The organism is Saccharibacillus deserti, assembly GCF_013618475.1.
Lineage (GTDB): Bacteria > Bacillota > Bacilli > Paenibacillales > Paenibacillaceae > Saccharibacillus > Saccharibacillus deserti.
Window position 1 is genome coordinate 124493 of the sequence record NZ_JABJVN010000003.1, and the last position, 20532, is coordinate 145024.

The 20532-nt window shown below is 59.0% G+C and carries 20 protein-coding genes; 13 read left to right on the forward strand and 7 right to left on the reverse strand.

Going from position 1 to position 20532, the window contains the following annotated elements; all coding sequences use genetic code 11:
* Positions 1–98: 98 nt before the first annotated feature.
* Both HOP44_RS10850 and HOP44_RS10855 read left to right on the forward strand, forming a co-directional pair.
* Complete coding sequence (locus HOP44_RS10850) at positions 99–848, forward strand: thermonuclease family protein (RefSeq protein WP_172253191.1); 750 nt, start codon at positions 99–101, stop codon at positions 846–848.
* A gap of 221 nt (positions 849–1069) precedes the next feature.
* Complete coding sequence (locus tag HOP44_RS10855) at positions 1070–1801, forward strand: NPCBM/NEW2 domain-containing protein (RefSeq protein ID WP_172253192.1); 732 nt, start codon at positions 1070–1072, stop codon at positions 1799–1801.
* Between the two features lie 63 nt (positions 1802–1864).
* Here HOP44_RS10855 and HOP44_RS10860 read toward each other — a convergent pair whose 3' ends face one another.
* Positions 1865–2179 (reverse strand): winged helix-turn-helix transcriptional regulator, encoded by a 315-nt coding sequence (locus HOP44_RS10860; protein WP_172253578.1) that lies wholly within the window; start codon positions 2177–2179, stop codon positions 1865–1867.
* Between the two features lie 317 nt (positions 2180–2496).
* Between HOP44_RS10860 and HOP44_RS10865 the strand changes: the two genes are divergently transcribed.
* From HOP44_RS10865 to ribD, 3 genes are all read left to right on the forward strand, one after another.
* A complete protein-coding gene (locus HOP44_RS10865; protein WP_172253193.1) occupies positions 2497–3588 on the forward strand; it encodes an FAD-dependent oxidoreductase in 1092 nt (363 codons plus the stop codon).
* A gap of 227 nt (positions 3589–3815) precedes the next feature.
* A complete protein-coding gene (locus HOP44_RS10870; RefSeq protein WP_172253195.1) occupies positions 3816–4604 on the forward strand; it encodes a GTP cyclohydrolase II in 789 nt (262 codons plus the stop codon).
* Positions 4605–4610: 6 nt separating this feature from the next.
* Positions 4611–5720 carry a bifunctional diaminohydroxyphosphoribosylaminopyrimidine deaminase/5-amino-6-(5-phosphoribosylamino)uracil reductase RibD gene (ribD, locus tag HOP44_RS10875; RefSeq protein ID WP_172253197.1) on the forward strand — a complete coding sequence of 370 codons (1110 nt, stop codon included), beginning with the start codon at positions 4611–4613 and terminating at the stop codon, positions 5718–5720.
* Positions 5721–5826: 106 nt separating this feature from the next.
* On the opposite strand, the gene HOP44_RS10880 is transcribed toward ribD, so the two are convergent.
* Together HOP44_RS10880 and nudC are read right to left on the reverse strand one after the other, a co-directional pair.
* The gene (locus HOP44_RS10880; protein ID WP_172253199.1) at positions 5827–6846 is read right to left on the reverse strand and encodes a cation diffusion facilitator family transporter; all 1020 of its coding nucleotides are present in this window, start codon (positions 6844–6846) and stop codon (positions 5827–5829) included.
* Between the two features lie 220 nt (positions 6847–7066).
* Positions 7067–7930, reverse strand: a complete 864-nt coding sequence (gene nudC, locus HOP44_RS10885) for an NAD(+) diphosphatase (protein WP_343059849.1) — start codon at positions 7928–7930, stop codon at positions 7067–7069.
* 201 nt (positions 7931–8131) lie between these two features.
* On the opposite strand from nudC, the gene HOP44_RS10890 reads away from it, so the two are divergent.
* The 3 genes from HOP44_RS10890 (at position 8132) to HOP44_RS10900 (ending at position 11074) form a co-directional block, all read left to right on the forward strand.
* Complete coding sequence (locus HOP44_RS10890; protein ID WP_172253201.1) at positions 8132–9226, forward strand: threonine aldolase family protein; 1095 nt, start codon at positions 8132–8134, stop codon at positions 9224–9226.
* Positions 9227–9405: 179 nt separating this feature from the next.
* Positions 9406–9987 carry an RNA polymerase sigma factor gene (locus HOP44_RS10895; protein ID WP_172253203.1) on the forward strand — a complete coding sequence of 194 codons (582 nt, stop codon included), beginning with the start codon at positions 9406–9408 and terminating at the stop codon, positions 9985–9987.
* The gene (locus HOP44_RS10900; RefSeq protein ID WP_172253205.1) at positions 9962–11074 is read left to right on the forward strand and encodes a DUF4179 domain-containing protein; all 1113 of its coding nucleotides are present in this window, start codon (positions 9962–9964) and stop codon (positions 11072–11074) included. Before HOP44_RS10895 ends, HOP44_RS10900 begins: the two co-directional genes overlap by 26 nt.
* A 141-nt stretch (positions 11075–11215) precedes the next feature.
* Here HOP44_RS10900 and HOP44_RS10905 read toward each other — a convergent pair whose 3' ends face one another.
* The gene (locus tag HOP44_RS10905) at positions 11216–12079 is read right to left on the reverse strand and encodes an SDR family NAD(P)-dependent oxidoreductase (RefSeq protein WP_172253207.1); all 864 of its coding nucleotides are present in this window, start codon (positions 12077–12079) and stop codon (positions 11216–11218) included.
* 224 nt (positions 12080–12303) lie between these two features.
* Between HOP44_RS10905 and HOP44_RS10910 the strand changes: the two genes are divergently transcribed.
* A complete protein-coding gene (locus HOP44_RS10910; protein WP_343059850.1) occupies positions 12304–12768 on the forward strand; it encodes a MerR family transcriptional regulator in 465 nt (154 codons plus the stop codon).
* A gap of 110 nt (positions 12769–12878) precedes the next feature.
* On the opposite strand, the gene HOP44_RS10915 is transcribed toward HOP44_RS10910, so the two are convergent.
* Positions 12879–13754 (reverse strand): aldose 1-epimerase family protein, encoded by an 876-nt coding sequence (locus HOP44_RS10915; RefSeq protein ID WP_172253209.1) that lies wholly within the window; start codon positions 13752–13754, stop codon positions 12879–12881.
* Between the two features lie 177 nt (positions 13755–13931).
* Between HOP44_RS10915 and HOP44_RS10920 the strand changes: the two genes are divergently transcribed.
* From HOP44_RS10920 to HOP44_RS10935, 4 genes are all read left to right on the forward strand, one after another.
* On the forward strand, positions 13932–16322 hold the full coding sequence (locus HOP44_RS10920) for a glycoside hydrolase family 3 protein (protein ID WP_172253211.1): 2391 nt from the start codon (positions 13932–13934) through the stop codon (positions 16320–16322).
* 90 nt (positions 16323–16412) lie between these two features.
* Positions 16413–17048, forward strand: coding sequence for a peptide-methionine (S)-S-oxide reductase (locus HOP44_RS10925; RefSeq protein ID WP_172253213.1), 636 nt, complete (start codon positions 16413–16415; stop codon positions 17046–17048).
* A 183-nt stretch (positions 17049–17231) separates the two neighbouring features.
* On the forward strand, positions 17232–17993 hold the full coding sequence (locus tag HOP44_RS10930; RefSeq protein ID WP_172253215.1) for a tetratricopeptide repeat protein: 762 nt from the start codon (positions 17232–17234) through the stop codon (positions 17991–17993).
* Between the two features lie 64 nt (positions 17994–18057).
* Positions 18058–18543, forward strand: coding sequence for a GNAT family N-acetyltransferase (locus HOP44_RS10935; protein WP_172253217.1), 486 nt, complete (start codon positions 18058–18060; stop codon positions 18541–18543).
* A gap of 90 nt (positions 18544–18633) precedes the next feature.
* On the opposite strand, the gene HOP44_RS10940 is transcribed toward HOP44_RS10935, so the two are convergent.
* Positions 18634–19737 carry a Gfo/Idh/MocA family protein gene (locus HOP44_RS10940; RefSeq protein WP_172253219.1) on the reverse strand — a complete coding sequence of 368 codons (1104 nt, stop codon included), beginning with the start codon at positions 19735–19737 and terminating at the stop codon, positions 18634–18636.
* 40 nt (positions 19738–19777) lie between these two features.
* Positions 19778–20437 carry a ThuA domain-containing protein gene (locus tag HOP44_RS10945; protein ID WP_172253221.1) on the reverse strand — a complete coding sequence of 220 codons (660 nt, stop codon included), beginning with the start codon at positions 20435–20437 and terminating at the stop codon, positions 19778–19780.
* Between the last annotated feature and the right edge of the window lie 95 nt (positions 20438–20532).

Genomic DNA, 20532 nt, shown 5'->3' on the forward strand with positions numbered 1-20532 from the left:
GAGAAAAGGGTAAGAACGAAGGAGTGCCGACAGGCTTCGGACCGAAAATTCGGGAGGCCGCGGCGTTTTACGAAACAACACGAACCGGAGGAATAAACATGACATCATCAGGCAATCGCGGCTCGGGTTCTAGGCCGGACCCTCAACGCAGCAACAGCGGCAGGCCTCGGCGCAGCCTGCTCTCGATTCTGGCCACGGTCGTTGTGCTGGGATTGCTTCTGTTTACGGATCCGGGCCGCAATCTGCTGGACAGCCTGCTCGGCGGAAACGACGGAACCTCGCAAACGGAGGATACGCAGCAAAGCGGGCAGGCCCCCGCACCGGCGAAGACGGAAGACGAGCCGCAGAGCGGTTCGCAGCAGGCGGATACCTCGGAACCGGGAGCGAAAGAACCGGCCGACGGCCGAATATCCGCGACCGTGGACCGGACCGTCGACGGAGATACCTTTATCGCGAACCTGGAAGACGGCAGCCGGGAGCGGGTGCGCATGCTGCTGCTCGATACGCCGGAGACCAAGAAAGAAGGGACCGCTGTGCAGCCCTTCGGGCCGGAAGCAAGCGAGTACACCAAGAAGCTGCTGACGGGGCGGACCGTCGAATTGGAATTCGACGAAGAACAGCGCGATCAGTACGATCGGATGCTGGCTTACGTCTATCTGGACGGGAAACTGGTGAACGAACGGCTGCTGGAGCAGGGGCTCGCCCGTGTCGTCGTGTACCGGCCGAACGATAAATACGTCGACGAATTCCGCGAGATCCAGAATGAAGCCAAGCGAAAGAAAATCGGGGTATGGAGTATCGAAGGCTATGCCGGCAACCGCGGATTCCATCCCGAAGCGGCAGAGTGAATTCCATATTTCTATAGGCCTCAGTACCTCCCGGTCCGGAAGAAGAACGGTACCCTTACCGTTCTTCTTTTTTTGACCTTCTTTAGAGAAGAAGTTCCGAGGGGAAGATAAGTTATTCAGCAAGTAAAAGGAGATTGAGCAGATTGTGTAGAATTAGAATATTTGCGGATGAAAGCTGCCGTAAGAATAGTTGTACAACAGAAGCGGGGGATGAAAGACTTATGATGAAAGACAAAGTCAAAGGTTTGGTTGCAGGTGTATTGATCGGAACGATGATTGCGGGGGGAACGACTTACGCGGCGACAAATGTGAAATTAAACGTCGTTATGGAAAATGTAAAGCTGATGTTTAACGGTGTGCATAAAGAAACGGCGAAGTCGATCATTTACAATGGGCAGCTCTATGTTCCGGCGAAAAGCATGGCCCAGGGGATGGGAGAATCGTTCGTGTATGAAGGTAAAACAAAGACCGCCTGGGTTGGACAGAAGGCCGGGGCATTTAAATATCTGGATGAAGTGAGCTATGCACGAATGGATGGAGCGGATGGGGCCAAGAAAAATATTTTCTTTAAAAATTGGACCTCTCCGGAAGGATTGAAATTTACAGTTGCCGAAAATAAGTATCTTCACGGGATTGGTTCTGTGCTGGATGAACCTTACAACGGAAAAGACAAATATAACTCGGTCGATTACAACCTTAATGGGAAATACAAAAAAATGGTCGGAAACTTGGGCGTAGATGATTATACAAAGAACAGCAGCAATACCGGATCGATTATCGTTTATGGAGATGGTACGGAGATTTTCAGACAGGATGGGCTCCGCGGGGGAGATGTTCCGAAATTGGCCAGTATCGATGTGACCGGAGTATTGAAGCTTCAAATTCGCTTTGAGAGCGAGCTGGACGAAGGTGAGCAAATAGATCTTGTCATCGGAGAAGCAAAGCTTTATTAATTCATAAATAAAAAAGCGAAGACCGTCTACCTGACGGTCTTCGCTTTTTGAATGCCGTTCTTTTCACACCTGCGCCTGCTCGACCTTGATCCAGCGCGTCGCCCAGCATTGAATATCGTCCATCAAAGGCGCGAGATCGCGGCCCATTTCGGTCAGCGAATATTCGATCCGTACCGGCTTTTCCGGGTACACGGTGCGCAGCACGACGCCGGCTTCTTCCAGTTCTTTGAGGCGCTCCGACAGCACTTTGCCGCTCAGATTGGACAGCGAATTCTCGATATCCACGAAACGGCGCGGGCCGTCCAGCAGGCGGTAAACGATAAGGGTTGTCCAGCGTTTGCTGAGCAGTCCGATGGCTCTTTCGAATCTTGGGCACATTTGGGTCAGCTCTGCTGCCAAGGGAATCACTCTCCATATTCTTATTGATAGAAGTTCTGCCGAATATCCGTCGGGAAATCTATGCCTATAAGCCCGAACCTACGGGCCGTGCGAAGTTGTAAGGTAGGCGATACTTTCCCCTTTATTATACATCAGTGATTTAAATAAACAAGCTTACAATTAGTAATAATTAAAGCTTGACTTCGTAATATTTATTAAATATACTCGGTTACATAAAGTAATTTACGCACATGGCCGTATACGCTGCATACCGCGTATACGGTTTCGTTAGAACACCCGCAATCGGAGGAAAAAAGATGGAACGACAGACGGAAATTTGCATAGTGGGCGGAGGCCCGGCCGGCGCTTTGCTGGCATGCCTGCTGGCCCGCCGCGGCGCGGACGTTGTGCTGATCGAGAAACAGCCGGTACCCGGACCGTCGTTCCGGGGGGAGATCCTGAACGGCGACGGCGAACGGGTGCTGAGCAAGCACGGGCTGCTGGAGAAAATCGAGCCGGAAGCGGTGCTGCCGCTGATCCGGCTTGAATACTGGGACAATCGCCGCGTCGTCAAGACCGTTCTGCCGGATACGGAGGACGGCAATGTCGGCATTCATATTCCTCAAGCGGACCTGCTTCACGCCCTGCTGGATGAAGCCGCCGCTTATCCGAACTTTACGTATATGCCCGGCACGACCGTGCGCGGCCTGCTGCGGGGCGAAGACGGCCGTTACGCCGGCGTGAAGATCCGTACCGGCAGCGGACAGGATGAAGAGATTCGCAGCCGCGTCGTGGTCGGTGCGGACGGCCGTTATTCGTCGGTTCGCAGATACGCCGGAATTCCGGCAAGCACGGAAGGTCACGGTTACGATCTGCTGTGGGCAAGAATTCCCGCGCCGGAAGGCTGGGAACCGGTCATGTGCTCGACGATCCAGAACGGACAGCAGCTGCATCTGTTCACCCAGGCCCGGGGTTACGTACAGGTCGGCTGGAACATCGAGGAAGACTCCTACAAAGAGCTGCGCAAGCGTCCGTTCGAAGAACTGACCGATACGCTGATCCAGGCTTTTCCGAAGCTTGAGCCAAGCGTACGGAGCCATATCAAGTCGTGGCAGGACTTCGTGCTTCTGGATATTTTCAGCAGCCGTTCGGAACGCTGGGCAAGGCCGGGCCTTGTCCTGATCGGCGATGCGGCACATACGATGACGCCAACCGGTGCGTTCGGATTGAACGAAGCGCTGTGCGACGCGGATGTGCTGCACGAAGAGCTGCTGGTCTGCCTGGAAAGCAGCCAGGATCCGAACGCGCCGCTGGAGCGGCTTGAACAGCGCAGACGCGCGGATGTGGAAAGCAGACAGCGCGAGCAGGTGGCGATGGAATCCGCGTATGACCAAAATTTTAACATTTAACAATACGAGTGACGATAAGAGACAGACAACCGGTAAAATAAATGAAGTTGGGCCAAAATGAATTAAATTTGAACCTTTTTTGATCCGAAAGTGATCCGAATCGGAATAACCTGCGAATAGGCCAAGAGAGATTTTTTAAAAAAAGGACCAGGGGCGGATCGACGGCGGAAAGCTCGCTTACCTGCTTACCCGACTTAACCAATATGAACATAAGGATGTGCCCTCGCATGTTGAACAATCGTGCAGCATTTATACTGAAAGACAGTATTCACAACGTTTCTTCGCCCCTGAATCCAAAAGAGGGTTATGTACTGGTCGGACCGATCAAGCTGCCCGTCAATCTGGACGGCGAGACCATCGTGTTCCAATGGTACAGCTGGATGAAAGAACCGGAAGGCGGCCGCGAGATGTCCGCCGAGGCGCTGATCCGCAGTCTGCCGCAGATGAATCTGGCCGAAGGCCAGCAGTCGAGCGTACTCGTATACGGCGATTTCGAACATTCGGACGACGCTTTGATCCGCATGCACAGCATCTGCCATACGGGCGATATTTTCGGCAGCAAGCGGTGCGACTGCGGCTACCAGCTGCACCAGTCGATGAAGATGATCGTGGAGCACGGCTCGGGCGCCCTCTTTTACCTGGCCAACCATGAAGGACGCGGCATCGGCCTGTTCAGCAAAGCGATGGCCTACATTCTCCAGGAGCAGGGTATGGACACCGTCGAAGCGAATCTGGCGCTCGGGTTCGAAGACGACACCCGCAATTACGACGGCGCGATCGGCGTGCTGAAGTTCCTGCGTCCGCTGCCGGTCACGCTGATTACGAACAACCCGCGCAAGCTTGAAGCACTCAAAGCTTCCGGGATGAACGTGTCCGGCCGTACGCCCCTGTGGGGCGATGTGTCGGAGTTCAACGAGAAGTATCTGCGCACCAAGGTCAACCGGTCCGGCCACTTTGCGACGCAGAATCCGATCGAAGGTCTGGCGGAACTGCCGGCTGCCGAAGGAGGAGACTGACAAAGCATGAGCGAACTGTCCCTCCACGAAAAATATATGCGCCTCGCCCTTGAGAATGCGCGTGCGGCGCAGGGCCAGACGGCGCCCAATCCGCTGGTCGGCTCGGTTATCGTAAACGATGGCCGTCTCGTCGGTATCGGCGCCCATCTGAAACCCGGCGAGCCGCATGCGGAAATTCATGCGCTGCGCATGGCCGGAGATCACGCCAAAGGCGCGACGATCTATGTGACGCTCGAGCCCTGCTCGCATCACGGACGCACCGGCCCCTGTGCCGAAGCGATCGTGCAGGCGGGCCTGGCTCGCGTTGTCGTGGCCGCTCCCGATCCGAACCCGCTGGTGGCGGGCCGCGGCATCCGGATTCTGCGGGATGCCGGGATCGAAGTGATCGAAGGCGTGCTGCGCGAAGAATCCGAACGTTTGAACGAAGTGTTCAACCGCTATATCGTTGACAAGCGTCCGTTCGTCACGGTCAAATCGGCCGTGACGATGGACGGGAAGATCGCGACGCGCACCGGCAGCAGCCGCTGGATCACATCGGCCGAAGCGCGCGAAGACGTACATCGGCTGCGCCATGAGAGCGGAGCGATTCTGGTAGGCGTGCAGACGATTCTGCACGACGATTCGCAGCTGAATACCCGGCTGCCCGGCGGCCGCAATCCGCTGCGCGTAGTGCTGGACAGCACGCTGCGCATTCCGGAGAACGCCCGGGTCGTCACGGACGGCGAAGCGCCGACGTGGATCTTTACCGGCTCGAATGCCGATCCCGCCAAGCGCGAGCGGCTGGAAGCCGCGGGCGTGCGTGTCTTCGAGACGGCGGGGGCGGCGGACAGTGGGCGCGTGAACCTGGAAGAGGTTCTCGACGTACTCGGCAGCAGCGAGATTTCTTCGCTGCTCGTCGAAGGCGGCGGGCAGGTGATCGCTTCGTTCGTCGAGCAGGGTCTCGCGGACAAGCTGGTGCTGTATATGGCGCCGAAGCTCGTCGGCGGCCAGGGCGCGCCGACCTTTATCGAAGGGCTCGGCATCGCCGAGATGGGCGATGCGGTTCAACTGACCGGCCTGCGAGCCGAGCAGTTGGGGCCGGATTTGAAGTTCGAGGCTTATTTTCCGAAAGGCTGAAAGGATCGGTTTGCTTTAATTCCAATCCCCGAACCCATAATAAAAGGGACGACCGCCCAATGAGCGGTTGTCCCTTTTATGCGTATGGGTCCGTTATTCCCTGATCCTAATTCTTGTCCACTTCCGAGTCCCGCCGGTGCCAGCTGACTTTTCCGTCGTCTTCGACGATCGCAAGTGCGGCGTCGGCGATATCCGGAACGGTAAGAAGATTCTGTTCGAGACGCAGCATGATATCGTCCGCTTCGCCGAGCGTCAATCCGGTACGCAGCTCGACGACCGCATCGACATGATAGTAGCGCCCTTCCTGAATGATCCGCATCTCCTTGATGTCGACCGCGTCGGCGTCGCCGAGAATGGCGGCCGATACTTTGTCTTCGACGTCCTGCGGCGCGGAGACGCCGATCAGGCCGATCATGTTGTCGTAGCCGACCCGGAAAGCGACGAAGATCATCAGCAGACCGATCAATGTCGTCACGAGACCGTCAATCAGCGCGAAGTTCGTGAACGCGATGATAATGACCGCGAGCAGGGCGAAGATGGCACCGAGTACCGCGACAATGTCTTCATAGAAGACAAGGCGTGTCGGAGGCGCGGCGCGTCCCACGTTTTTGAACGCGGCCGGCAGCAGGGCGAAGCCCGAAGCTTTCGGCGCCCGCGCTTCGTGCAAAATTTCTTTTGACGCTTTGATCAGAATCGCGCCGTCGATCACGATGTTCAGCACCAGTACGCCGACGTTGATCCAGAATCCGCTTGCGGCTTCAGCCGGATGCTGCAGCAGGTGAATGCCTTCGTGGATCGTTTCGTACGCCATGATCGTAACCACGATGACCGCGATCATGCAGAAAATGTTGATGACGCGTCCGAATCCGACCGGGAATTTTGGACTCGGACGGCGCTCCGACAGCACGCTGCCGACGAACACGAAGCCCTGGTTGATGGCATCCGCGAGCGAGTGCATGGCCGAGGCGAACATGGCTCCGCTGCCGGTAAAAGCGGCGGCCGCGCCTTTGGCGGCGGCGAGCACCGCATTGCCGGCCATCGCGACGGCGGACGACTTATTGCCCTTTTTGATCAATGAGCCTAACGTTTCTTTCGGTTGAATCTCGGTTCGGTTTGCTTCAGCCACGAACGACTCCTCCTAACGGGGTGTGGGGTTTGGGCGAATACGGCTTAAGTACAGCTTATGTACTACATCCCCCTGCGGGGATTCCCTGCCTAATATGTACCCCGAATCGGTGCCGTGGAACAGAATGGTCACCGATTCTTTTGAAGGAGGATGGCCCAGGGTCCGGCAGAGTGCCGATTCAGGCGTCCGACTTTTCGGCTTTTTACGCTTTGCTCCCCGCTTATGTTGCCGCTCCGCCGCTTCCGTATTCTTCCGCATACCAGTCGATCATCCGGCGCGCGATACTGCCCCGGGGCGGAATATTCGGCAGTTCGTCCGGGCCGAACCAGTTCGCTTCCGCGATTTCTTCGCCGTCGACCGCAATCTCGCCGCTTTTGTATTCCGCCACGAAGCCGATCATCAGCGAATTGGGAAAAGGCCACGGTTGGCTGTCGAAGTAACGGATCTCGCCGAGCGTGAGACCGACTTCTTCCATCGTCTCGCGCCGCACGCAGTCTTCGAGTGTCTCTCCGGCTTCGAGGAAGCCCGCGATCAGACCGTGCATTTTGTTCGGGAAACGGGCCGAGTGCGCCAGCAGGATCTTGCCGTCTTTGAGAATGGCGGTGATGACGGCCGGCGAGATACGCGGATAATGGCTGAGCCCGCAGTTGGGACAGACTTTGGCGTGTTCGTGCCCGGCATTCGCAAGCGTCGTGCCGCAGCGTCCGCAGAAGCGGTGGGTCGCATCCCAGTTCAGCATTTGCAGCGCGCGTCCGGCGACATGAAACAGATCTTCGTCCATGCTGCCGTACAGAGGGCGCAGCGAATGGAACGAAGAACCGGCAGGCGGCACGGCGTCTTCCGGCGCTTCGGCGGCATAACAGGGCGCGCCGTCCAGCAGGCCGATAAACAGCGAGCGAACCGGCGCAAAGCCCAGCGAGTCCGAATGAAGGGCGCTCGGAATAGCGGCAATCCCTTCCCGGTCGTTCAGCAGCAGTTGGCCGGTCGTCGACAAGAACACGAACCAGTAGGCCGGTCGGTCCGAAGGCTCCGCGCTCAGCGCGGGGATGTAGCGGTCGTAGATGCTCGGTTTGGAAATAGGCACGGTAACAGAACCTTTCGGAGTGGATTGATCAAGCTTTAGGTGCGTTTGAAGAGGGCGTAACCTTACCTTTAGCGTTGACAAGGTACAGTCTTTCTTATTATGAGAGGATAGCGGATGCGGAGCAAGAGGCGTACAATATCCGTAACAGACCCGCGGAAGCGGAAACGATGAACCTTTCGCGCAAAAGGAGGATTTTCCATCATGAACCAGGCATTATCTTTGGGCGATACGTTCGCCAAAGCGCAGTACCGGACGAGCGGCAACGGCCCGCGCAATGTGAGCGTGCTGCTGGACGCGCTTCGGCATGCGGACGGCGCGGCGCCAAGCGATATGTACGGCCGCGGCGAGACGATCGGGAACTTCGAACGCAAGCTTGCGGACATGCTCGGCATGGAATCGGCGGTCTTTTTCCCGAGCGGCACCATGGCCCAGCAGATCGCGCTGCGCGTCTGGAGCGATCGCAAAGCCAGCCGGGCAGTGGCCTACCATCCGCTCTGCCATCTGGAGATTCACGAACAGGACGGTTTAAAAGAACTGCATCATCTGGAACCGGTGCTGCTGGCGGATCCCGACCGGCTGATTACGCTGAGCGACGTCAAAGCCATGCCGGACAACATCGCCTGCCTGCTGCTTGAGCTGCCCCAGCGCGAGATCGGCGGCCAACTGCCGGAATATGCGGAGCTGGAAGCGATCTCGGCTTACTGCCGGGATCGCGGGATCGCCCTGCACCTCGACGGCGCACGGCTGTTCGAGATTCTGCCGCATTACGGCAAAACGGCGGCCGAAGTCTGCGCGCTGTTCGACAGCGTCTATATCTCGTTCTACAAAGGCATAGGCGGAATCGCCGGCGCAATGCTGCTCGGAGACGCCGATCTGTCGGAGCAGGCGAAAATCTGGAAAAGACGCCACGGCGGCGATCTGATCAGTCTGTATCCGTACATTCTCAGCTCGGACTATTACCTCGAGCTGCGTCTGCCGCGGATGGCGAGGTACTATGAGGAAGCCCGGGAGCTTGCGGCCTTGTACAACGCCTGCGAAGGGATTCGGACACAGCCGGAAGTCCCGGTCTCGAATATGTTCCACCTGCATATCGAAGCCCCGGCGGACAAGGCGGCGGGCGTGATTGCGCATGTGCAGGCGGAAACGGGCGTTGCGCTGGCCGCCTATTTGAAAGCGGTCGGCAGGTCGTCCTGCTCGACGGAAATCTCGATCGGCGACCTGTACCGGGAAGTGCCGAAAGAGAAACTGCGCGAAGCGATCGCCCTGCTTGAAAAGGGGCTGGCGGCGCAGGCTTAAGCCTGCGTGCCGTCCGTTGTCCCGAGCCTCCTTCGTCCGAATAGATTCCCCGACCGCCTGAAGGATCCCGGATCCGTCAGGCGTTTTTTGTCCTGCGCCGCTTTTTGCCGATTCCTTGGTACGGGGTGTCACATATCGGCCGCGACCGCAGTTATATACAGTGAAAGGAGGGCGGAGATATGCAGCAGCAAGACGAAAAGGAAAAACAAAAACAAAACGAAAAAGACCTGATGCCTTCGATCGAACGGGTCCGAAACGGAGAAACGGATGCCTACGGCGACATCATCGCGGCATTTGAGAAATCGATCTATTTGTATGCTTTGTACCTGCTGAGAAACCGGGACGAAGCCGAGGACGCGGCACAGGAGATTTTTATCAAAGCGTTCCGAAAGATCGATCAATATCAAGGCGGCGTTTTTTCTTCCTGGCTCTACAAGATCGCCTACCACCACTGCCTCGACCTGCTTCGAAAAAGGAAGCGGATCGACAAGCTGCTCGGCCGCTATATTTTGCAAAAAAAGCAGGACCTGCCGGCGCATTCCGCTTATGAAGACGAAATTTACGAGATGCTTAACGCGCTGAACGGGGAAGAACGGCAGATTCTGCTGCTTCGTGCGCTGGAAGAATACAGTTACAAAGAAATCGGCGAGATCCTCGACATGAACCCGGTTACCGCCAGAAAGAAATATGCGCGTATTCGCCAAAAACTTTTGCAAAAAAAGGAGGGAACCAAAAATGCCAAATCCGCTAAGTTGGGATGAGCAGGAGATGGACGAACTGCAGCGGAAAATCCGCAATCACCCGGCACCCGTCAATCTGGTCGAATCAACGCTGAGCCGATGCCGCGAAGAAGAAGAGAGGCCGGAGCGAGCGGGGCACCGGTTCGTCAAGACCAAAATCATGGCGGCGGTCGTAGCGGCGATGGTAATCCTGTTCGGTTCAAGTTATGTCTCTCCGGCGGTAGCCGCTTCGCTGAAGCAGATTCCCGGCGTCTCGTCGCTGTTTCGGTTCGCGAACGATCTGGGCCTGCGGACAGCGGATGAACGGGGACTGGTGATCCAAAACGATTCAGAGAGTACCCATGAGGGGATCACGCTGAAAGCGCCGGTGGCGCTGTTCGACGGAACGCGCGTCTCGGTAGGGGTCGAGCGGGAATTTGAAGAAGCGGCGCGAAGAAGCGGCAGCCTGCTGGAGCAGATCGAGAGCTGGGAACTGTCGATCGACGGACAGCAGGATCTGCAGAAGTACGCACCGGGGTCGGTGATGTCCAAGAGCGGGGATGCGGATTCCGCCATTCTGGAAGTCTCCGATCTGAAGAACCAGGGAGGACAGCCGTTCCCGGACCGATTCGAACTGACCGTGCGGGTCCGTCTGGACGGAATTGCCGAACGTTTCGAATTGAAAGTGCCGGTGCAGCGAACCACGGAGCCGAATCTAAGCTTCGAGACGTCGGCTTCCGCACAGAACGAAGACCTGATTTTCAAAGTGAAGAAGGTCGAACTTACGCCGGTTACGACCCAGATTACGACGGAATCGACATTTACAGATGCCGGAACGGCGCAAAAAGAACAAGCGACGTTCGCCTACGATGTGCTGGACGAGCAGGGCCGCAAGCTGCAGACGATATCGGGCGGCGGCCAACCTCTAGACGGCGCAACGATGGTGATGGACACGCGCTTCGAACCGTTTCTTGCTACGCCGAAGAAGATCGTCATCAAGCCTTTCCGGTATGTCTATCAATCAGGCGGCGACGGCTTGTTCGCTCTGGACGAAGCCGGCAATCCGAAGAAAAACTATCTTCCCGGGCTGGATCTTGAGATCGAAGTCGGTTCTTCGGCAGCGCAGTGAAGCCGCAAGAAGCGCAGCGGGAGCGTCCATATGGCGGAATACCCGTTAATGGACAGCCATAAGGAATTAAAAAAACGGCGCCGATATTTGATCGGCGCCGTTTTTTAACTCTGCTTGTATACGTTCCGTTCTTCGAACTTTTTACGTCAAAGTCCGAAACTCTTCGCGGTAGATCCGGTCCACGTTATCCAGCACGCGCGGGGCCTGATCGGCGAATTTGAGATTTACGATGCCTTTTTTATCGAGCAGTACCCCGGGCTCGTTCCGATGGTGCCCGAACGCCGCTTCGTACAGCCGCCCGGCGCCCTGCGTCGGCGGAGCGAAGAAGAAGCGCATCAGATAATTGACGGGGAACGGGAGGCCGGATTTTTTGCCCGGACGAAGCGTATTGTTGGGACCGGGATCGGCGCTGCGCAGCCAAAAGCCGTCCGCCGCTTCCGCCGGGGCAATCGCCTGCGTCCACAGCGACAGCGCGAGCTTGGTGTCCGCGTACGCGCCCGTCAGCGGCTTGAACGTTTTCGGCCGGGCCAGCTTGTCGGCGTCGAACGTTTTCGTGTAATTGAACGCATTCGACGATGTGCCGATCACGGTCTTCAGCGATCCGCGCAGCAGCAGCTCCTTCGTCTCGCGGTAGAGGATGTACGGCACGACCGTTTGCAGCTCGTAATGCATTTCGCGTCCCTGCGGCGAGAAGGCGAGTTCCGGCAGACTGCCGCCCGCGTTGTTGAACAGCACGTCGATCGCCGTCTCCTCGCGCTTGATACGCTTCAGCGCGGAGGCCAGCTGACCAAAATCCGTCAGTTCCGCCTGGTAGATACGCAGCCGCCCGGCCTGGATGGCCGTCGCGGCCACTTCGTCCTCCGGGGCAAACGACGAACGGATCAGCGCGGCGACGTCCCACCCTTCCGCGAGCAGCCGGCGCGTCAGTTCCAGGCCGATGCCGTTGTTGGCGCCGGTGATCAGGGCCGTCTTGCCCGCTGTAGGAGTTGTGCGAAGATTGTTCATGTTGAATGCCTCCATTCGATGATTCGATGATGGAGAACAGCATATAACCTGGAGCCGACTCCAAGTCAAACGCGATCTTTCGAAAACCGCAGAATGCGTGCTGCTTCTTGACTTGGAGCTGGCTCACAAGTCCGCGGACGGCGTTCCGCTTCTTGACTTGGAGCTGGCTCCAACGGGTATACTCGGTTCAACGAATCTCAACCGATCAAAAGGAGCGATGCAACGTGGCCGAACAAACGATTCTCCGGGCGGAGGAGACAGAAGGATACACGATCAAGCAAACCGCGGAACTGACCGGTCTGCCGGGAGACACGATCCGCTATTACGAGAAGATCGGGCTGCTGCCGAGAGCGAAGCGCAAAGCCAACACCCACCGGATCTATACCGAAAGCGACGTGCAGACGATGAAGCTGATCCTGTGCCTCAAAAAAACCGGCATGCCGCTGGAGGAAATGAAGCCCTATCTGGAGATGTCCCGCACCGGAGACTTGGCCGACACCCCGGAAGCGTTCGAGCGGATCCGGCAGTATCGGGCGGAAGTGCTGGAGCAGATGTCTTCCCTGCAGACGATCGTCGATTTTATCGATCTCAAGCTGTCGCAGGGCACGCTGCTGAACAAGCAGGACTGCGCCGCCGATCCGCAGGAAGGGCCGGGTCTGCCGGCGAAGCGGGACAGTAAGTTTCGGTGAACGCCAAAAAAGCTCCGAATCCGCGTTTCCCCTGTTTGGGGGACGCGTTTTTCGGAGCTTTCGTTCGTGTCTTCCATTCAGTAGAACTTTTTTCGCTCCATTGATCTCGATCAACCGACTTCAATCACCAAAGCCGCTTCAAAATACTCCCCAGGCTCAAGCCCCACCGCAAGCTCTTTGTCTTTCAATTCGCCGTCGAATTTATCCGCGTCCGCGAGGCCGTGCCACGGTTCGATGCAGACGAACGGCGCGTTTTTCGGCTGCCAGACGCCCATGTACGGGAAATTCTCGTAAGCTACGGTCACGCTATGCTCGCTCTTGTCGCTTCTCAGCGCAACGCGTTCCGAGTTCACGTCGCGGAAGATCATGGCGCCTTCCTCGAACTGCGCACGCGTCAGCGGCAGTACGGTTCCTTTTTCCAATACGATCTCCGATTTGTCCGGGACCTGGATGTTGCCGCCCGTCACGAAGAAGCGCTCCAGCGTCTCTTCCTGCTCGAACTCCAACCGATAATCCTCGAATTCCCCTTCGCCGCCGATCGGGCAGTTGAACGCCGGATGCGTGCCGAGCTGGAAATGAATGCGTTTATCGTCGTCGTTATCCACCCGGTACTGGATGCGCAGGGCGGAGCCTTCCAGCGTGTAGGTGAGCGTGAGCGCGAATTTGTACGGATACATCGCCAGCGTCTCGTCGTCGTACGACAGATGGAACACGGCGCGATGGCTCTCGGAGTCGACCAACCGAAACTCGCGGCCCCGCGCGAAACCGTGGTTTTTCAGCTCGTACGTGCCGCCTTCGGCGCGCATTTTGCCTTCGTACACCGATCCCACGATCGGGAACAGCACCGGCGAACGGCCTGTCCAGAATGCCGCGTCGCCGCTCCACATATACTCGATGCCCGTGTCCTTGCGTTTGAAGCTGACCAGTTCCGCGCCGAGCGGCTTGATCTCGACCGCGGCCGTATCGCTGCTTAAGATTGCGTTCATAGGTTCTTCCCTCCGGGTGAATGATTTTGTCGAGCTTGAACTGCCTTTAGTGTAGCAAAAAAAGCTTCCGCATAAAAACGCCTTGGGCGCTTGCGGGCGGGCTTCGGGAGCGCAGATTGGCTATAATGGAGGAAAGCGCGCCATGCGCGACACACACCCATAATGGAGGCGATTCCCATGAACGAATCCCCGCGGAACATTTCGAATGCGGCGGAAGAAGGTCCCCACGAATCCGAGCGCCACGAAGACCTCGGCGGCGGAGCGGAAGTCACGTACGTGCACAACGAGAACGGCCCGACCCTCGGACTGTCGCCGCTGTCCGGGGTAGGCGTGATCGAGCGGGACGGACTCTTTTTCAAAGACCTGAACCGCAGCGGCGAACTCGAACCGTACAAAGACTGGCGGCTCCCGGCGGAAGAACGGGCCAGGGATCTGGCTTCCCGCATGACGACCGAGCAGATCGCGGGATTGATGCTGTACAGCCGCCACCAGTCGATCCCGGCGGGCAGCACGAATTGGCATGCCTCCACTTACGGCGGCAAATCCTATGAAGAGAGCGGCGCCAAGCCGTGGGATCTGACGGACGAGCAGCTGTCTTTTCTGCGCGACGATCATCTGCGGCATATTCTCGTCACGACGGTAGAGAGTCCGGCGGCAGCCGCGCGCTGGAACAATCTCGTGCAGGCGTATGCGGAATCGACCGGCCTCGGCATTCCCGCCAATAACAGTTCGGATCCGCGCCACGGCTCGGATTCCGACTCGGAATTCAACGCCGGAGCGGGCGGGCGCATCTCGATGTGGCCGGAAAGTCTCGGCCTGGCGGCGGCTTTCGATCCGGCGCTCGTCCGCCGCTTCGGCGAGATCGCCGCCCGCGAATACCGCGCGCTTGGCTTGACGACGGCGCTGTCGCCGCAGGTGGACGTCGCCACGGACCCGCGCTGGTTCCGTTTCAACGGCACGTTCGGCGAAGATTCGAAGCTGTCGACCGATCTCGGGCGCGCTTATATCGACGGCTTCCAGACGTCGGCCGGCGAAGACGGGATCGAAGGCGGCTGGGGACGGAGCAGCGTCAACGCCATGGTCAAGCATTGGCCGGGCGGCGGTTCGGGCGAAGCGGGCCGGGACGCGCATTACGCCAGCGGCAAATACGCGGTGTATCCGGGCGGGAATTTCGCGGAGCACCTGAAGCCGTTTACGGACGGGGCGTTCAAGCTTGAAGGCGGCACGGAGCAGGCTTCGGCGGTCATGCCGTATTACACGGTGTCGTGGGAGCAGGACACGAAGAACGGCGAGAACGTGGGCAATTCGTACAGCCGCTACCTCATTACGGATCTGCTGCGCGAGCAGTACGGCTACGATGGCGTCGTCTGTACCGACTGGCTGATCACGGCCGACGAGAACGGGGAAAAAGATTCGTTTCTCAGCGGCAAGCCGTGGGGCGTAGAGTCGCTCAGCGTCGCCGAGCGGCATTACAGGCTGCTGCTGGCCGGCGTCGACCAGTTCGGCGGCAACAACGAAGCGGGGCCGGTGCTGGAAGCGTACGCGATGGGCGCGGCCGAGCACGGCGAAGAATGGATGCGGGCGCGCTTCGAGCGCTCGGCGGTCCGGCTGCTGCGCAACTTGTTCCGGGTCGGGCTGTTCGAGAATCCGTATCTGGAACCGTCTGACAGCGAGCGGATCGTCGGGCATCCGGACCATATGCAGGCCGGCTACGAAGCGCAGTTGAAATCGGTCGTGCTGCTCAAGAACAGCGGGAACCGGACGGTCGGAGGACGGAGCGGGGGAAGCAAAGGCGAAGGGCTGCCAGTGATTCAGCCGAACCGCAGAGGGGTCCTACCGCTGCCTCGCCGCAGCAAAGTCTATATCCCGCAGCGTTATATCGCGCCGGGCCGGGACTGGTTCGGCAATCCGACGCCGGAGCGGACCGTCGATCCGTTAAACGCGGACATCGTGTCCCGCTATTTCGACATGACGTCAGACCCGGGTCAGGCCGACTTCGCGCTCGTCTGCATCGCCAACCCGGATTCCGGGATGGGCTACAGCCGGGAAGATGCGGCGGCCGGCGGCAGCGGCTATGTGCCGATCAGCCTCCAGTATCGGCCTTACACGGCCGAAGGCGGCCGGACGGCGAGCCTGGCCGGCGACCCCCGGCCGAGCGACGTGCTGAACCGCGCGCATGCCGGCAAATCGGTGCGGACGCGCAACGAATCGGATCTTGATCGGGTGCTCGATACGCGCGCGAAGATGGGCGGCAAGCCGGTCATTGTCTCGATGACCTTGTCCAACCCGGCGGTGGTCGCCGAGTTCGAACCCGAAGCCGACGCCATTCTGGCGAACTTCGGCCTGCAGGACCAGGCGCTGCTTGCGATCCTGTGCGGCGAGGCCGAACCTTCCGGCCTGCTGCCGATGCAGATGCCGGCGGACATGGCTGCCGTCGAAGCGCAGCTCGAAGACGTTCCGCGCGACATGGCCTGCCATGTCGATACGGAGGGCCACGCCTACGACTTCGCGTTCGGCTTGAACTTCGGCGGCGTGATCGACGACGAGCGGGTACGGAAGTATCGGTGAGCGGAGACTGACAGGCGATTTAAGGCTGCAAAAGGATGGGCAAGCGCAGCCGCCCCGGCTTCTATCCTACGTCAAAAGGAGGGTTCCACCATGCCCGAACAAACGCCGCTTCGCGAGAAGCTTACCTTCGCCATGGGCTGCTTCTGGGGACCGGAAGACCGGTTCGCCCGGGTGCCGGGCGTTACCGGAACGCGCGTGGGCTACTGCGGCGGCGATTCGCCGTCCGGATCAGCCCCGCCTGGCGCCTCGTCATCGCGCACCGTTTCCGGCGCACCCGAACCGGCTGCTCCCGCCTTGTCAGGGCCCGGCCCTTCGGCCTCCTCGTCCGACATTCCCGCTTCCGGCCTATCGCCCGCTCCGACCCACCGCCGCCTCGCCGGTCACTCCGAGGCGGTCGAAGTGGAGTTCGATCCGCGGATCGTTTCCCTGGAGCAGCTGCTCGCGAAATTCTGGAGCGAGCATAAGCCGGCGGCGATCGAAGGCTATAAACCGGACGATTCCCGCTATCGCTCGATCCTTTTTTACCGGAACGAAGAGCAGAGGGCGGCGATGGAGCGAATGCAGAGCGGGAGAACGGACGCCGGCCGAAGCCGTGCATGGACCGGACTGCGCCCTCTTGGCGTCTTCTATCCGGCGGAAGAGAAGCACCAGCGGTACGAAGAGAAGAAGCGGGCGCGAACCCGTTCAGGGGAACAGGCCGCGGCGCAAGAGCAAAGAGACAAATAAGCGCGAAGGTAGAGGGTTCCCGATCGTTCGGAGCTGCGCGGATCGTCCGCCCTACCCGCTCAAAGCCGGATCTTTCCACGCGCACGCGCCGGGTTTTCCCGGTTTTGCGGCGGCAAATTTGCGATAAACGATACGCGGCTTTCTACTTTCAGGTACAATCGGGGCATAGGGGAGGGGATCTGCATGAACCATTTCGACAAAGGCATCGAGTGCTACAACCGAAGAGACTTCCGGAATGCCGATTTTTATTTTAAAAAGGCGCTGGTGGAAAAAGGAATGGATGCCGAGACTCTCGATTACCTCGGACGCTGCCGGCTGATGCTGGGCGATTCGCGCGGCGCGCTGGAGCTGTTCGACCAGACGATGAAGATGCGGCCGACCTGGGAAAATCCGTATGCCGGCAAAGCGCGGGTATATGCGAATCGCGGCAAGAACGAAGAAGCCGAAGCCATGGCGCGGCGTGCGCTTATGCTGAACGCGGAATCCGCAGACAGCTGGTCGGTGCTGGCTTACGTCTGCGAACGAACGATGCGGCTCAAGGAAGCCAAGTCCTGCTATTTGCGTGCGATCGAACTGGATCCCCGTCTGGAAGAGGCGCATGTGCATTTGTCCGTCGTCTACTACCAGCTGTGGGAACCGTATTCGAAGTGTCTGGAGCAGCTCGAACGGGCGCTGGACGTCAATCCCCAATCGACCGATGCCCTGTTCAACAAAGGGTTGATCAATAAAGATCTGCGCCGCTACGGAGCAAGCAAAGCGGCGTTCGAGAAGCTGCTCGCGATCGACCCGGAAGACCGGGAAGCGAATCTGGAGCTGGCGGAGCTGTACAAAAGAGACCGCCAGTACGAGAAAGCGCAGCAGTGCATGGCACGGGCCCGCGAGCGCCGATCGTATGACGGCCGGGTAGGCGCAAGATCGCAGGATCGCGGGAAAACGGATCGCTAGCCGCTTGTTCCAAGCGGAGGGGAGCGGCCGTGTCGGCCCGCTTTTGCATAAGGAGGCCAAGCCGATGACGAAACAGCAAAATCAAGCGGAAGCACTCTCGGTGCGCCAAATTCCGTTCGCCGAAGCCGAGTACGAACAGGCGCTGAAGCTGCGCGACGAGGTACTGCGCCGTCCGCTGGGCATGAGCATCGCGGACGACGATTTGTCCGGCGATGCCGACGCGCTGCATATCGGGGCTTTTGCCCGAAGCGGGGCCGGAGACGCTCACGCCGAGCGGCTGGTCGGTACGCTGCTGCTTCGCGCCTTGGACGGGCGCACCCTGCAGATGAAGCAGGTGGCGGTCGAAAAAGCGCGGCGCGGAACGGGAACCGGGCGGGACATGGTGCGGTTCGCCGAAGTTCGGGCCGCCGAGCTTGGATACGGCGAGATCGTATTGCATGCGCGGGAGAACGCGGTGCCTTTTTACGAGAAGCTGGAGTATATCCGAGAAGGCGAGCGGTTCGAAGAAATCGGCATTCCGCATTACAGGATGCGCAGGGAACTAGGCTGATGCCCGCCTCGAATAATCAAAAAAACCTGAACGACCGGCAGGGAAAAGCGCCGGCTGTTCAGGTTTTTTGTCGTGGGCATCCTAGAATCTTTATTCCACATATCCCCGGACAAGTCCCAGCGGCAGCGGGCGGGGCTGCTCGCAGGTCGTGGTCAGTTGCGCATACACGCCGCTGTCCGAACTGGTATGGAACGCGTGCATGATTTCCAGCACGTGGTTCGCCAATTCGCCGTTTGCGCGCGGCGTGCCGCCGTTTACGATGCAGTGGGCCATGTCGGCGATGCCGAGTCCCCGGCTGTTCTCGGCGTATTGATGCACGACCGGAATCTCCTTGAACTCGTTCCCGCCGGCCGGGCGCAGCAGCACCGGACCGCCGAAGTTGTTCGGATCGGGGACGAGCAGGGTGCCAAGCGTGCCGTAGATTTCGATGAACGGCAGCGTGCTGCTCCAGACGTCGAAGCTCGTGATCATCGTCGCGACCGCCCCGCCGCGAAACCGCACCGTGCCCGCGATATGCGTCGGAACTTCAACGTCGATCTTCTCGCCGAACAGCGGCTGGCTGGTGATCGTGCGCTGCTCGAACGATTTGGCCGCCATGCCCGCCACGGTCTGCGCCGGACCGAGCAGCGAGACGAGCGCGGTCAGGTAATACGGCCCCATATCGAACATCGGGCCGCCGCCGGCCTGGTAATAGAACGCCGGATTCGGGTGCCAGTTCTCGTGGCCGTGGCCCAGCATGAAGGCGGTCGCCGCGACCGGCGTTCCGATATAGCCGTCGTCGATCAGCTTGCGGGAAGTCTGCAGGCCGGCGCCGAGGAAGGTATCCGGCGCGCCGCCGAGCAGCAGTCCTTTTTCGCGGGCCAATTCGACCAGTTCGCTGCCCTGCCCGGGCAACAGGGAGAGCGGCTTTTCCACGTAAACGTGCTTGCCGTGCTCCAGCGCCAGACGGCAGATGCGGAAATGGTCGCCCGGCGTCGTCAGATTGAGTACGATCTCGATTTCCGGGCTGGCCAGAATCTGCTCGGCTGTCCACTGGTTCGGAATGCCGTATTTCTCCGCGGCCGCGGCCATCCGTTCTTCGCTGATGTCGGAGATCGCGTACACTTCCGTGTTGGCGAACGTCCGGGTCAGATTTTCCAGGTAGATGCCGCTTATATTGCCGCAGCCGATGATGCCGATTTTTACTTTGCGCATGGCTGTTTCCGCCTCTCGTCCGTTGGGAATAGGTTCACGTTCAGCGCGCCGCCCACAGCATGCCGCGCCGCATCAGTTCTTTGGCTTCCGGAATATCGAAAATGTTCGCCTGGTGGCCAAGCGAGTTATAGAAGACTTTGCCCGCGCCCCAGCGCTTGGTGTAGACGACCGGCATCACGGTTTCGCCGTTGGCGGAATGGGGGCCTTCGCTGATCTTGAACGTCGTGGTAGCCAGCACATCCACTACCGGATCGACATGCAGGTAATACTGCTCCGATTTGACGGTGAAATCCGGGATATTCTCGACGATCGGGCTGGAAGAAGTCCGCGTCATGCGCACTTCATACTCCACGCCGTCGTTGAACGGATGCGCCACCCACTGTGATCCGGTCAAAAATTGCCACTCGACGCTGTTGCGGAAGGAGTCGCACATGCCGCCGTGGCAGCCCGCCATACCCACGCCGGATTCCACCGCTTTGAGCACCGGTTGAAGCTGCTCGTTACTGATCTCGCCCATGGTCCATACCGGCACGATCAGATCGAGCTTCAGCAGCCGTTCCTCGTCCAGAAAAGCGTCCAATGTATAAGAAATCTCCGCTTCGAATCCTTCCTGACGAAGCGTTTCCGCGAAAATGTCGGCGACTTCCTTCGGCTGGTGTCCGTCCCAGCCTCCGCTTACGATCAAAGCCTGCTTGCTCATCCTATCGATCTCCCATCTCTTGTGCGAATATGAAACCTGCTGATTAATCCTACAGCCATATTGTAAAGGAAGCCCTTACACGAAGCGCGCCATAT